A 14,123-nucleotide genomic window follows, 5' to 3' on the forward strand; every position below is an offset into this window, starting at 1 on the left:
TCCCAACCATGTCCATCAAGGTCGAGGATTATTTCGCCCCTGAAACCTTCCAGCGCATGAAGGCCTTCGCCGACAAGCAGGAAACCCCCTTTGTAGTCATCGACAAGCAGACCATCGCCGATGCCTACGACCAACTGACCGACTGCTTCCCCTTCGCCAGGATCTACTACGCGGTGAAGGCCAATCCCGCTACCGAAATCACCGAGCTGCTGCGCGACAAGGGTTCGAACTTCGATATCGCCTCGATCTACGAACTGGACAAGGTGATGAAGACCGGCGTCGGTCCGGAGCGCATCAGCTACGGCAACACCATCAAGAAATCCAAGGACATCCGCTACTTCTACGAGAAGGGCGTGCGCCTGTTCGCCACCGACTCCGAAGCCGACCTGCGCAACATCGCCAAGGCCGCTCCCGGCGCCAAGGTCTACGTGCGTATCCTCACCGAGGGCTCGACTACCGCAGACTGGCCGTTGTCGCGCAAGTTCGGCTGCCAGACCGACATGGCCATGGACCTGCTGATCCTGGCCCGCCAGCTGGGCCTGGAGCCCTACGGCATTTCCTTCCACGTCGGTTCGCAGCAGCGCGACATCTCGGTGTGGGACGCGGCGATCGCCAAGGTCAAGGTGATCTTCGAGCGCCTGAAGGAAGAAGACGGCATCGTCCTGAAGATGATCAACATGGGCGGCGGCTTCCCGGCCAACTACATCACCAAGACCAACGACCTGGAAACCTATGCGGAGGAGATCATCCGCTTCCTCAAGGAGGACTTCGGCGACGACCTGCCGGAAATCATCCTCGAGCCGGGCCGTTCGCTGATCGCCAATGCCGGCATCCTGGTCAGCGAAGTGGTGCTGGTCGCCCGCAAGTCGCGGACCGCCGTGGAGCGCTGGGTCTATGCCGACGTCGGCAAGTTCTCCGGACTGATCGAAACCATGGACGAGTCGATCAAGTTCCCGATCTGGACCGAGAAGCAGGGCGAGATGGAAGAGGTGGTGATCGCCGGCCCGACCTGCGACAGCGCCGACATCATGTACGAGCACTACAAGTATGGCCTGCCGCTGAACCTGGCGAGCGGCGACCGCCTTTACTGGCTGTCTACCGGCGCCTACACCACCAGCTACAGTGCGGTGGAGTTCAACGGCTTCCCGCCGCTGAAGGCGTTCTACCTCTAGCGCAGTCGCCTCTGCTACGAAGAGCCCCGCCTCGGCGGGGCCTTTTCATGTCGCTCTGGAAGCCTCGCGGCGCTCGTGTCAGCCTTGTTCGACAACCCATGACAAGGACGCCGACATGACAGGCAATGGTGTTTCCCTGGTGACCCTCGGGGTCGCCGATCTGGCCCGCTCCTCTCTCTACTACCAGGCGCTGGGCTGGCAGCCCTCTTCGGACGGCAACGAGCAGGTGGTATTTCTCAAGGGCCGCAACCTGGTCCTCGGCCTCTACGGACGCAGCGCCCTCGCCGAGGATGCGCAGGTGGAAGATCGTCCGACCGGCTTCGCGGCTATCACCCTGGCCTGCAACTGCGCCTCGCGGGATGAGGTGGACCGTCTGTTCTCCGCAGCTACGGCGGCCGGCGGGCAGGCGACCAAGATGCCGCAGGAAGTGTTCTGGGGTGGCTACTCCGGATATGTCGCCGACCCGGATGGACACCTTTGGGAAATTGCCTACAACCCGTTCTGGCCGTTCGACGAGCAGGGCAACCTGGTCTTGCCCTGAGGGCGCTACGGATGGAAAAACGCCCCGTTCGGCGGGGCGCATTCCTTGGTGGCGGTCAGCCTTCGTCCGGCTGACGGGACGGTGCGCGCGGCGTCGTTGGCGCGGGTCGTCCGGCCTGGGCTACCTGCTGCCCGGCGTCGGCCTTGTCCAGCGGCAGCTTGTCGAAGTCGCGCAAGCCATTGTGGGCATAGGGGTTGCCGATCCAGCGGACTTCATGCTGGAAGTCGTTGCTCACCAGGCTCTTGGTCGGATCGAAGAGGTCATAGTTGAGGCCGGCGAGGTCGGACCAGGTATGGATCAGGTCTTCGCTGCTGTAGCGTCGGTCGACCAGGGCCTGCAGGTCGCGCGGATGGGTCTGCTGCCAGCTGGGCGAAGTCCAGACCAGGAAGGGCACGGTGTACATGCCGCGGGTCGGGTCGCCTTCGTTGCGGCCGAGACGGTCGTGCGGGGCTTCGTCGAAGACTTCCTCGCCATGGTCCGAGAGGTAGACCAGGAAACCGTTCGGATCGCTGTTGGCGAAGCCCTTGATCAGGCTGGAGACCACGTAGTCGTTGTACAGCACGGCGTTGTCGTAGCTGTTGTAGACCTCCACCTGGTCATCGCTGAGGGCCGCCGGGGCGCCCTGGCGGTCGACGAAGCGAGCGTAGTCGGCGGGATAGCGGTACTTGTAGTTCATGTGGGTGCCGAGCAGATGGACCACGATGAATTTCTTCGGCGCCGGGTCGTCCAGCACCTTGGCGAAGGGCGCCAGCACCGCGCCGTCCAGCTGGCTGGCGTTCTGGCTGCGCTGGTTGTTCAGGTAGAACTGCGCATCGGTCTGCTGGGCGAAGGTCGTCAGCATGGTGTTGCGCTTGGTCATGGTCTGCTGGTTGGTGATCCAGAAGGTTTTGTAGCCGGCCTGCTTCATCAGGTTCATCAGCGACGGATCGGTGAGGAAGCGGTCGGGATGCTCCTGGTCAGCGAACGTCAGCACCTGCTGCAGCACCTCGATGGTGTATGGCCGCGACGCCACCACGTTGTTGAATACCGTGAGGTTCCGGTTCGCGGCCTTCAGTGCGTCCAACTGCGGGGTCGTTTCGCGTGGATAGCCGTAGAGGCTCATGTGCTTGCGCGACGTGGATTCGCCGATCACCAGGACCAGCGTGCGCGGCGTATCGCCATTGGCATCGACGAGGTTCTTCAGCGGCGGTAGGGCCGCGTTCTTTTGCAAGAGCGCCTGCATGCTGCCCAGTTGCTGGCGGTATTGCTGGTAGCCGATCAGCAATTGCCAGGGCACCGCCGGTTCCATGCGCGCCTGGACCTTGTCCAGGGCTTCGTCGAAGGGCCGGCCCTGGCTGACCAGTTGCTTGTAGAACGGATAACCGATGGTCGCGACGATCAGCAGCACCGCCACCGGCAGGGCGCTGAAGCGCGGCAGGTAGACCGGGCGCAGGCGGCGCCAGAGGAGGATGGCGACCAGGCTGTAGAGCACCAGGCCGAGGGTCATCCAGGGGTTGAAGTACTGGCTGAAATATTCGCTGGCCTCGGCGGTGTTCGACTCGAACATCACGAAGATCACGCTTTGCGAGAATTCCTGGTGATAGATGCCGAAATAGCTCAGGCCGACCAGCGAGGCGGCCCACAGCACCAGCCCGATGACGGCGGCCAGCGGCTTGGTCCAGCGCGGGAACAGCAACACCGGCGCAAGCCAGATGGTGCTCAGCACCATGGCGTTGCGGAAACCGGAGAAACCGCTGTTGCCGGAGGTCAGCAGGAGCAGTTGGGTGATGCCGGAGAAGAACCAGAAGAACAGGAACAGCCAGCCCAGGCCGGCCCAGTCGATGCGATTGCGCGTAACGCTTGGTGGAGTGGGGGACACGATAGCCTCGTACGATGGACCGGAGGCGCGATCGTCGCTCGCCTCGATGAAGCGGCGAGGGTAGGGAAAGGCTTGTCAAAAAAGTGTTATGTGGGTGTGAACAAAGGGTTGGGCGTTGTTCGTCAGACGGGCAGTCGTGCGTACCCGTGACGTTCGAGCGCCTGTTCCAGAGCCTCTCGATCGGTGTCGTCGCCCAACTGCGCCGCGCGTCGGTAGTAGGCCAGCGCCAGGCTGCGGAACGGCGGGTGGGCCGACTGCTCCAGGCCATGGCGGGCACTGCGCAGGAAGTTCAGGTTGCCGCCTTCGAGGGCACGCCGGAGCCAGGTTTCGGCTTCGGCATGGCGGCCCGAGGCGCTGAGCATCGCGGCGTGGCTGAACTGGCCGCGAAAATCGCCGCCCTCGGCGGAACGTCGATACCAGTGCGCAGCTTGCGCCAGGTCGCGAGCGACCACCAGGCCTTCTTCGTGGTAGCGCCCCACCAGGTTCATCGATTTCGCGTGGCCCTGCTCGGCCGCTTGCCGATACAGCGCATAGGCGCGCGGCTGGTCCTGGGACACGCCGCGGCCGGTGGCGTGGAGATTGGCCAGGTTGTAGCGGGCCCAGTCAAGGCCGGCCTGGGCGGCGATCCGATAGTGGACGGCTGCCGCGGCTGGATCCGCCGGGCCGCCCCAGCCATGTTCAAGACAGCGAGCGAGCATATTGCGCGCCATTGCGTGGCCGCGTTCGGCGGCGATCGTGAACCAGGTCCGCGCCAGGGTCGGGTCGCGCTGGATGCCTTGGCCGTCCAGAAGGATCTGTCCGAGGAGGGCCTGGGCTTCCGTCAGGCCCTCGCGCGCAGCGCCAAGGATGGCCTGGGCAACCTCGCCCGGGGTACCGGCCAGTTGTGCGGCGAAACCTTCGGCGTCCAGCGCGTCGTGACGAAGCAGCAGGTGGCGCATGTTCAGAGTTCCGACCAGCGCCGCAGGAGATTGTGGTAGGTACCGGTGAGGCGGATCAGCGAGGGATGGTCGGGGACGTCGCGGGTGAGTCGCTGGATCGACTGGTCCATTTCGAATAGCAGGGTGCGCTGGCTGTCTTCGCGGACCAGGCTCTGGGTCCAGAAGAACGAGGCGTAGCGCGCGCCGCGGGTGACCGGATTGACCTTGTGCAGGCTGGTGCCGGGGTAGAGCACCAGATCGCCGGCGGGCAGCTTCACCTGTTGCAGGCCGTAGGTGTCCTGGATCACCAGTTCGCCGCCGTCATAGTCCTCCGGGTCGCTGAAGAAGAGGGTCGAGGACAGGTCGGTACGGACCCGCTCGCGGCCGCCATGGACGTCGCGCACGGCGTTGTCGATGTGGAAGTCGAACGAGCCCCCGCCGGTATAGCAGTTGAATAGCGGCGGGAAGACCTTGAGCGGCAGGGCGGCGGACATGAACAGGGGATGGTTCCACAGGCGCTGCAGCATGGCTTCGCCGATCTCCCGGGCCAGCGGGTGGTCCTGCGGCAGTTGCAGGTTGTGCTTGGCCTTGGCCGATTGGTAGCCGGCGGTCGCCTTGCCGTCGGCCCATTCCGCCTGCTCCAGGGCTGCGCGGATCCGGGAGACTTCCTCGGCGGTGAAGATGGCGGGAATATGCAGCAACATGGCGCTGTCCATGAAGGCGAAATGATTGCCAATGATATTGATTTGCATTGGCCATGTAAAACCGCCAAATGTTCCAGACGAGCGAGATGGGAAAAAATGTAATGAGAAAATTGTAAAGAATGTAAATTCCTGTCGAATGCGAATCCGTAATAATTGATAACAATTCTGATCTGCAATAAATTCCGCGACCTTCACAGCTCCCGGGGAGGGGTTTCGAATGTCGCGTCAGTCCACGGATACCGCCGTTTCTTCGCAACGTCTGCTGGCTTCGGCCATCGGTGTGGCCATCACCGCCATCGCCGCACCGCAGGCAGCCCACGCCGACGAGGCCGGGCAGAAAAAGACCGACAAGGACCGCGTACTGTCGCTGGATGCGGCCACCATCGTCGGCGAGCAGCAGGACGAAACCACCTACAACGTCGACCGCTCGGCGTCGAAGAAGTACACCGCGCCGCTCTTGGATACGCCGAAGACCGTCACCGTGATCCCGCAGCAGGTGATCAAGGACACTGGCGCCCTGACCCTGGCCGACGCACTGCGCACCACCCCGGGTATCACCTTCGGCGCGGGCGAGGGCGGCAACCCCGCAGGCGACCGGCCATTCATCCGTGGCTTCAACGCCGAGAGCGATACGTTCCTCGACGGTATGCGCGACGTCGCCTCGCAAACCCGCGAGGTGTTCAACGTCGAGCAGATCGAGGTCAGCAAGGGCCCGGGCTCGGCCTACACCGGCGCCGGCTCCACCGGTGGCAGCCTGAACCTGATCAGCAAGACCGCCAAGCAGGACAACTTCACCGACGCCGGCTTCACCTGGGGCTCAGACCAGACTCGCCGCACTACTCTCGACGTGAACCGGATGATTGGCGACAACGCCGCCTTCCGCCTCAACCTGATGAAGCACGATGCCCACGTCGCAGGGCGCGACGAAGTCAGCGTCAGCCGCTGGGGCGTGGCTCCGACCGTTACCTTCGGCTTCGACACGCCGACCCGCGCCACCCTGTCCTATTACCATCTCAGCACCGATGACATGCCGGACTACGGCCTGCCGCTGACCAACGTCAACCGCAGCAAAGCCAATCCGAGCAAGCCGGCCTCGGTGGATCGCGATAACTTCTATGGCCTGAAGGACCGCGACTACCGCAAGAGCACCACCGACAGCGGCACCTTCCGCATCGAGCATGACCTGAACGACAACCTGACCCTGTCGAATAGCACCCGCCTGGTGCGCACGACGCTCGACTACATCGTCAGCAACCCCGACGACAGCCGTGGCAACGTTGCCAACGGCTACGTCTACCGTTCGGCGAAAAGCCGCAATTCGACCTCGAAGGGCTGGGTCAACCAGACCGACCTGAAGGCCAACTTCGAAACCGGCTTCATCAAGCACACCCTGGTGACCGGCCTGGAGTTCAGCTACGAGGACGTGCACAACCGTCCGTACGCCATTACTTCCGGTGGCGGCGCCGGCAACACCTGCAATGCACGATTGCTCGCCAGTGGCGACTGCACCAGCCTGAATCGCCCGACTCCGGGCGACAACTGGACCGGCAGCATCACCGACGGCCTGGCCTATACCGATACCGACACCAAGACCAGCGCGGCTTATGTGTTCGATACCCTGAAGCTAAGCGAACAATGGGAGCTGAATCTCGGCCTGCGCTACGACGACTTCGATACCAAGTCCAGCGGCTACCAGACGGCTGGCCGCAACGGTCCCGCCGGCTACTTCAAGCGCGAGAACAACAGCCACTTCTGGAACTACCAGACCGGTCTGGTCTACAAACCGGCGCCCAACGGCAGCATCTACCTGGCCTGGTCGACCTCGAGCAACCCCACCGGCGAGACCGGCGGCGAGGGCCAGGCGGACATCAGCGTAGGCAACAACGGGTTGGATCCGGAGCGTAACCGCAACCTCGAACTGGGTACCAAGTGGGCCTTCTTCGACGATGCTCTGTCGCTGAACGCCGCGCTTTTCCGCACCGACAAGACCAATGCCCGGGTCGCTTCGCCGGATGTTTCCACTCTTCAGGTACTGGACGGCGAGCAGCGGGTGCAGGGCGTCGAGCTGGGCTTCAATGGCAAGCTGACCGAGAAGTGGAAGGTCTTCGGCGGCTACACCTACCTCGACAGCGAAATCCGCAAGTCGACGGTGAAGAGCGACGAAGGCAATAAGATGCCGCAGACCGCGCAGAACAACTTCACTCTGTGGACCACCTACGATCTGTTGCAGAACTTCACTATCGGCGGTGGTACCACCTATGTGGACAAGCAGTACGGCAACACTGCGAACTCTACCTATATCCCGTCCTACTGGCGCTATGACGCCATGGCCAGCTACAAGGTGAGCAAGAACGTCGACCTGCAACTGAACGTGCAGAACCTGACCGACAAGCGCTACTTCGACCAGGTCTACAGCACGCACATGGCCCACGTCGCTCCGGGCCGCACGGCATTGCTCGGGGTGAACTTCCACTTCTGACTGCCGCTCTCGCTCCCCACGAAAGCCCCATTCCCCCTGCGGGATGGGGCTTTCCCGCATCCAGGTGGGTAAATAGAGCGTAAAGAACGTTAATTCGGCTTTATCGCAACTGATTATCAAATAGAATTGCCCGCCGACGTCCTCGTGTCGTCTGGCCGGCGCTTGGCGTCGGCGTAGTCCCGTTGTTGCCGCGCGGCGGCCGTGAAGGTGATCCTGTGAAGAAAGTCTGGTTCCAGTTGCATTGGTTCTTCGGTATCAGCGCCGGCCTGGTGCTGGCGCTGATGGGCGTCACCGGAGCGACCCTGTCGTTCCAGGACGAGCTGATGCGCGCGCTCAACCCTGACGTGCTGGTGGTGCAGAAGCGCCCCGAGGGTGTGCTGCCGCTGGACGAACTGGTGCGCCGTATCGAAGGCGCCGAGCCGGGGCGGAAAGTGGCCTTCGTCTGGGTCGAGATGGACAGCGACAAGGCCGGGCGGATCTTCTATACCCCGCCGCCGGGGCAGCGCCGCGGCGAGTCGCGCTGGATCGATCCCTACACCGGGGCTTTCGTCGGCGAGCCACGCGGCGAGGGTTTCTTCAACCTGATGATGCAACTGCACCGGTTCCTCGCCATGGGCGAGTACGGCAAGCAGGTCACCGCCGCCTGCACCCTGATCCTGATCTTCTTCTGCCTGTCCGGTCTCTACCTGCGCTGGCCGCGCAAGGTTTTCGACTGGCGCGCCTGGCTGACCCTCGACTGGTCGCGCAAGGGGCGCAGTTTCAACTGGGACCTGCATGCCGTGGCCGGCACCTGGTGCCTGGCGCTCTACCTGCTGGCTGCGCTGACCGGCCTGTACTGGTCCTACGAGTGGTACCGCAACGGCCTGTTCAAACTGCTCGACGACGCGCCCGCCGGCCAGCAGGCGCAGCGCGGCAAGCCGGGCGGACGTGGCGAGCGCCCGGCCGATGCGGCTCCGCTGGTGGTCGACTACGCGGCGGTATGGAACAGCATCCGCCAGGCCGGCGGCGACCGCTTGCAGGCCTACAACCTGCGCCTGCCGCCGGCGGGCGGCCAGCCGGCGACAGTGTTCTATCGCCTGACCGACGCGCCGCACGAGCGTGCCTTCAACACCCTGACCCTGGACCCGGCCAACGGCCAGGTGAAAAGCGACCAGCGCTATAGCGACCGTTCTTTCGGCAGCCAGTTGCTGGCCAGCGTCTATGCATTGCACGTAGGCAGCTATTTCGGCATGGCCGGACGCCTCCTGATGATGCTCGCCAGCCTGGCGATGCCGCTGTTCTTCATCACCGGCTGGCTGCTCTACCTCGACCGCCGGCGCAAGAAACGCGCGGTACGGGCGAGCCGCGCCGACCTGGGCGGCAGCGCCGGCGCCAGCGGCGAGCCCTGGTTGATCGGCTACGCCAGCCAGAGCGGTTTTGCCGAGCAACTGGCCTGGCAGAGCGCCGGCCAGTTGCAGGCGGCCGGGTTGCCGGTGCGGGTCGAATCGCTGGCGCGCCTGGATGCCGGGCAACTCGCCGAGGCGCGCAAGGCGCTGTTCGTGGTCAGCACCTTCGGCGACGGTGAGGCGCCGGACAGCGCCCGCGGCTTCGAACGCAAGGTGCTTGGCCAGGCCGCCAGCCTCGATGGCCTGAGCTACGCCCTGCTGGCCTTGGGAGATCGCCAGTACGAGCAGTTCTGCGGCTTCGCCCGGCGCATGCAGGGCTGGTTGCAGGGGCAGGGCGCGCGGAGCCTGTTCGCCCCGGTGGAGGTCGATGATGGCGACGCCGCGGCCCTGCGCCAATGGCAGGAAAGCCTGGCCGAGGTGACCGGCGGTGCCGCCCCGGCGGCCTGGGAAGCGCCGGCCTTCGAGGTCTGGTCGCTGGCGCGGCGGGAGTGCCTGAATCCTGGCAGCCAGGGCGAGTCGACCTGGCTGCTGGACCTGCGTGCGCCGACCGACAGCGCCATCCAATGGCGCGCCGGCGATCTGCTGGAGATCGTCCCGCACCAGGCGCCCGTGCGTATCCGCGAATGGCTGCAGCGGCATAACCTGGACGGCCAGGCGCGGGTGGCGGTCGAGGGCGTCGAGCAGAGCCTGGAGCAGGCCCTGGCTGGGCGCCTGCTGCCGGACTCTTTCGAACACCTGGTCGGCTTGCACCCGCAGGCGCTGCTGGATGCGCTGATTCCGCTTTCCGTGCGCCAGTACTCCATCGCGTCGCTGCAGAGCGATGGCGATCTGCAACTGATCGTCCGCCAGGAGCAGCATGCCGACGGCAGCCTGGGCATCTGCTCCGGCTGGCTCACCGAGTACCTGCCGCTCGGCGCCGCGCTGACCCTGCGCCTGCGCCGCAACGCGGGCTTCCACCTGCCGGAGGATGACGTGCCGCTGATTCTCATCGGCAACGGCACCGGGCTCGCCGGCCTGCGCAGCCTGTTGCGCGCCAGCATTGCCGCCGGGCGCAAGCGCAACTGGCTGCTGTTCGGCGAACGCAATTTCGCCCACGACTACTACTGTCGTGCGGAGCTGGAGCAAGCCCTGGCCAGGGGCGAGCTGCAACGCCTGGACCTGGCCTTCTCCCGCGACCAGGCGGAGAAGATCTATGTCCAGGACCGCCTGCATGAAGCGGCGGATGAACTGCGGCGCTGGATCGACGAGGGCGCGGCCTTGTACGTCTGCGGCAGCCTGCAGGGCATGGCCGGCGGTGTCGACCGGGTGCTGCGCGAAGTGCTCGGTGAGGAGGCCTTGCAACGCCTGGCCGACGAAGGACGTTACCGACGCGACGTGTACTGAACGGATGAATGAAAAAGGCTCCCAAGGGAGCCTTTTCGTTGCCAACTGCTGGGACTGCCGGGCTTTGCGGGGTGTAGGGCGAATAACCGCAGAGCGGTTATCCGCCATTTCGGCTGGGTGTCGGCGGATGACGCCGTTGGCGTCATGCGCCCTACGGAGCTATCGGGACTTCGCGTTGTCCGTGGCGTAGGGCGAATAACCGCAGAGCGGTTATCCGCCATTTCGGCGAGGTATCGGCGGATGACGCCGTTGGTGTCATGTACCCCACGGAGCTATCGGGGCCTTGCGTCGCCGGGCCTCAGATCCACAGGATGAAAGCCAGTACCAGGGCGAAGAAGCCCCATTTCTGTAGGTAGTAGAGCTTGCGGTTGCGCTTCTTCAAACGTTTGCCCTGCAGGCGGATCTTGTAGAGGCTGTCGAAGATCCGATTGAGTCCGCCGGTCCGGTCGCCTGCGTTGTTCGGGGCGGCCGCGGCAGCCATCACGTTGCGGCTGAACCAGCGGTTGAAGGCGGTGGCCCAGCCCTGGGTCAGCGGCCGCTCGATGTCGCAGAAGAGAATGATGCGGTTGTGTTCGGTGGCGTTTTCCGCGTAGTGGATGAAGGTTTCATCGAACACCACCGCCTCGCCGTCGCGCCAGTGGTAGCGCTCGCCGTCCACCTCGATGAAGCAGGCCGGGTCGTTGGGGGTGAACAGTCCCAGGTGGAAGCGCAGCGAGCCTGCGTAGGGATCGCGGTGTCGCACCAGCTTCGAGCCCGGCGGCAGTTCGGCGAACATCGCCGCCTTGACCGAGGGAATCTGCCGCAACAGGGCGGTGGTCTGCGGGCAGAGTTGTCCGGCGGAGGGATGGGCCTCGTCGTACCATTTCAGGTAGAAGCGCTTCCAGCCGCTCTTGAAGAACGAGTTGAAACCGATATCGTCGTACTGTTCGGAACGCTTGATGTTGCCGGCGTCGTGCAGGTGCAGCGCCTCGCTGCGGATGGCTTGCCAGTTGTCGACCAGAACCTGCAGTTCGGGGAAGGTCTGCGGTGCCAGGTAAGGGCGGTTCGGTACCTTCGAGAACAGGTACATCAGGCAGTTGATCGGAGCGAGGAAGCTGGAGTGGTCGCTCAATTGGCGCGACAGCTTGTGGCGTACCCGGCCGCGAAAATGGACATAGAGGATGCTCAGCGCATAGGCCGCCAGGATGAGAACTTTCATGAATGCAAGGTCGTCGGTGCAAAAGAGGAGAATTTACTCCTGTTCTCAGTGCCTGAGTATGCTACCTGACGCTAATTCGCCAGCACTGCGCTCATTTTTCCGTAATCCTGGCCTCGAAAGGAACGCACAATGAACGACACCGGCCGGCGTATCCTGCTCAACTGCGACATGGGCGAAAGCTTTGGCGCCTGGCGCATGGGCGACGATGTCCACAGCATGCCGCTGGTTGACCAGGCCAACCTGGCTTGCGGCTTCCACGCTGGCGATCCGCTCACCATGCGGCGCGCGGTGGAGCTGGCGGTACGCCATGGCGTGAGCATCGGCGCGCACCCTGCCTATCCCGACCTGAGCGGCTTCGGCCGGCGCTCGCTGGCCTGCTCTGCCGAAGAGGTGCATGCCATGGTGCTGTACCAGATCGGCGCGCTGGACGCTTTCTGCCGTTCCCTCGGTACCCAGGTGGCCTACGTCAAGCCGCATGGCGCGCTGTACAACGACCTGGTCGGCGACGATGAGCTGCTGCGCGCCGTGCTCGACGCCTGCGCCGCCTATCGCAAGGGCCTGCCGCTGATGGTGCTGGCCCTGGCCGACAACGGCCGCGAGCTGGAACTGGCCGACGAGGCCGACGTGTCGCTGCTGTTCGAGGCCTTCGCCGATCGCGCCTACCTGCCGGACGGTCGGCTGGCGCCGCGGCGGCTTGGCGGCGCGGTGCATCACGATCCGCAGCGGATCATCGAACAGGCCCTGGCCATCGCCCGCGGCGAAGCCTTCCCCGACTACGACGGCAACCCGCTGCGCCTGACCGCCGACAGTCTTTGCGTGCATGGCGACAACCCGCAGTCGCTGGCGGTCCTCCGGCGCCTGCGCGCGGCCCTGGACAGCCTGTGATCCGCATCGAACCCGCTGGTGCCGAAGCCCTGCTGCTGACGCTCGCCGAAGAGCCCGAAGTGGACCTGTCTGTGCGCCTGGCCAAGCTGGCCAGACGTCTGCGCGAGGGGCTCGGCGAAGGCGTCAGGGATCTGGTGCCGGGCTGGACCACCCTGATGCTGCATTACGACCCCTACCGCATCGCTCCGCAGGTACTGGAAGAACGCCTGGGTCCGCTGCTGGCGGAGTGGCATGCCTGGCGCCCCGCCGAGGATGCCGGGCGCCTGCACGAGATTCCCGTCTGGTACGCCGGCGAGGACCTCGCGACGGTAGCGGTTGCCTGCGGATTGACTGGCGAAGGGGTGATCGAACTGCACAGCGCGGCCGAATACCGGGTCGGCGCGATCGGTTTCGCTCCGGGATTCGCCTACCTCGGCGGCCTCGATCCGCGCCTGGTCCTGCCGCGGCGGGCCACCCCGCGGGCGCGCGTACCGGCCGGCAGCCTGGCCATTGCCGAGGCGCAGACGGCGATCTATCCGCAGGCCTCGCCCGGCGGCTGGCACCTGCTGGGACGCAGTCCGTGGCGTCCCTTCGATCCGGCCGCCACTCCTCCGTGCCCACTGGCGCTGGGCGACCGGGTGCGCTTCGTCGCCATCGGGCGCGAGGCTTTCCTCGACCTGGGCGGGCGCGAATGAATGGTTTGCGGGTCGTCAAGGCGGGTCCGCAGAGCCTGCTGCAGGACGACGGCCGGCGCGGCTGGCAGCACCTCGGCGTATCCCCGGGCGGCCCTCTGGACCGCCAGGCGGCAGCCTGGGCCAATCGTCTGCTCGGTAATCCCTGGGGGACGCCATTGCTGGAAATCGCTTTCGGCGGCTTGGTGCTGGAGTGCAGGGTGGAGGCGACCTGGCTGGCGTTGACCGGAGCGCGCCTGGCGCTGACGGTGGACGGTCGCGAATGCCTGCCCTGGAGTCGCTTCCGGGTCCGCCGCGGGCAACGCATCGAACTGGGCTTCGCCGAGGCCGGGCAGCGTGCCTACCTGGCCTGCGCCGGCGGTTTCCGGGCGAGGCCGGTACTGGGCAGCGTCGCCTGCCAGGTTCGCGACGGGCTCGGCGGTTTACAGGGCGATGGCCGGATCCTGGCGGAGGGCGATTGCCTGCCGTGTGCCGAAGCGGGAGCGGCGTGTCCGTGGGATGCCAGCGTGCCCTGGCGTTTCCAGCCGGACTACCGGCAGCAGCGGCCCTTGCGCGTGCTGCTCGGCGGCGATGCGGCGGCCTTCGACGCAGCCAGCCGGCAAGCCTTCTTCGCCAGCGCCTGGCGAATCAGCCCGCGGTCCGATCGCATGGGTGTCCGCCTGGCCGGCGAGCCACTGCGCGGGGCGCCGCGCGCCTGGTCGCAGGGCGTGGTGGAGGGCGCTATCCAGGTTCCGCCCGATGGCCAACCCATCGTGCTGATGGCCGACCGCCAGAGCATGGGCGGCTATCCGCTGCTGGGCTTCGTCCATCCACTGGACCTCTCGCGCCTGGCGCAAAGCCCCGCGCATAGCGAGGTAACCTTCGTCGAGAGCGACCTGGCGACGCAGCAGGCCGATCTGCTGCGCTTCTACCGCTTCTTCCGCGGCTGAG

General features: G+C 65.2%; 11 protein-coding genes. 7 read left to right on the forward strand and 4 right to left on the reverse strand.

What is annotated here, in order from left to right:
• The first annotated feature begins 8 nt into the window (after nt 1-8).
• A complete protein-coding gene (locus HMPREF1224_RS32885; RefSeq protein ID WP_003094617.1) occupies nt 9-1,172 on the forward strand; it encodes a type III PLP-dependent enzyme in 1,164 nt (387 codons plus the stop codon).
• A gap of 115 nt (nt 1,173-1,287) precedes the next feature.
• Nucleotides 1,288-1,713, forward strand: a complete 426-nt coding sequence (locus tag HMPREF1224_RS32890; RefSeq protein ID WP_003094613.1) for a VOC family protein — start codon at nt 1,288-1,290, stop codon at nt 1,711-1,713.
• 55 nt (nt 1,714-1,768) lie between these two features.
• On the opposite strand, the gene HMPREF1224_RS32895 is transcribed toward HMPREF1224_RS32890, so the two are convergent.
• From HMPREF1224_RS32895 to HMPREF1224_RS32905, 3 genes are all read right to left on the reverse strand, one after another.
• Nucleotides 1,769-3,571 (reverse strand): phosphoethanolamine transferase CptA, encoded by a 1,803-nt coding sequence (locus HMPREF1224_RS32895; RefSeq protein WP_003116243.1) that lies wholly within the window; start codon nt 3,569-3,571, stop codon nt 1,769-1,771.
• A gap of 122 nt (nt 3,572-3,693) precedes the next feature.
• A complete protein-coding gene (locus HMPREF1224_RS32900; RefSeq protein ID WP_003116242.1) occupies nt 3,694-4,509 on the reverse strand; it encodes a tetratricopeptide repeat protein in 816 nt (271 codons plus the stop codon).
• Nucleotides 4,510-4,511: 2 nt separating this feature from the next.
• Nucleotides 4,512-5,192 (reverse strand): Fe2+-dependent dioxygenase, encoded by a 681-nt coding sequence (locus HMPREF1224_RS32905; protein WP_003112849.1) that lies wholly within the window; start codon nt 5,190-5,192, stop codon nt 4,512-4,514.
• 217 nt (nt 5,193-5,409) lie between these two features.
• Between HMPREF1224_RS32905 and piuA the strand changes: the two genes are divergently transcribed.
• The gene (gene piuA / locus HMPREF1224_RS32910; RefSeq protein WP_003116241.1) at nt 5,410-7,671 is read left to right on the forward strand and encodes a TonB-dependent siderophore receptor PiuA; all 2,262 of its coding nucleotides are present in this window, start codon (nt 5,410-5,412) and stop codon (nt 7,669-7,671) included.
• Nucleotides 7,672-7,886: 215 nt separating this feature from the next.
• On the forward strand, nt 7,887-10,439 hold the full coding sequence (locus tag HMPREF1224_RS32915) for a PepSY domain-containing protein (protein ID WP_003116240.1): 2,553 nt from the start codon (nt 7,887-7,889) through the stop codon (nt 10,437-10,439).
• A 298-nt stretch (nt 10,440-10,737) separates the two neighbouring features.
• Here HMPREF1224_RS32915 and lpxO read toward each other — a convergent pair whose 3' ends face one another.
• The gene (gene lpxO / locus HMPREF1224_RS32920) at nt 10,738-11,637 is read right to left on the reverse strand and encodes a lipid A hydroxylase LpxO (RefSeq protein ID WP_003094463.1); all 900 of its coding nucleotides are present in this window, start codon (nt 11,635-11,637) and stop codon (nt 10,738-10,740) included.
• A 129-nt stretch (nt 11,638-11,766) separates the two neighbouring features.
• Here lpxO and HMPREF1224_RS32925 point away from each other — a divergent pair, with 129 nt between their 5' ends.
• From HMPREF1224_RS32925 to HMPREF1224_RS32935, 3 genes are read left to right on the forward strand one after another with little or no spacing between them, the layout of a single operon-like run.
• A complete protein-coding gene (locus HMPREF1224_RS32925) occupies nt 11,767-12,522 on the forward strand; it encodes a 5-oxoprolinase subunit PxpA (protein WP_003116238.1) in 756 nt (251 codons plus the stop codon).
• Nucleotides 12,519-13,196, forward strand: coding sequence for a 5-oxoprolinase subunit PxpB (gene pxpB, locus HMPREF1224_RS32930; RefSeq protein ID WP_010793795.1), 678 nt, complete (start codon nt 12,519-12,521; stop codon nt 13,194-13,196). The genes HMPREF1224_RS32925 and pxpB overlap by 4 nt, the downstream gene beginning before the upstream one ends.
• A complete protein-coding gene (locus HMPREF1224_RS32935; RefSeq protein WP_003116236.1) occupies nt 13,193-14,122 on the forward strand; it encodes a 5-oxoprolinase subunit C family protein in 930 nt (309 codons plus the stop codon). Before pxpB ends, HMPREF1224_RS32935 begins: the two co-directional genes overlap by 4 nt.
• Nucleotide 14,123 lies beyond the last annotated feature (1 nt).

It is taken from the genome of Pseudomonas sp. P179 (assembly GCF_000478485.2).
GTDB lineage: Bacteria > Pseudomonadota > Gammaproteobacteria > Pseudomonadales > Pseudomonadaceae > Pseudomonas > Pseudomonas aeruginosa.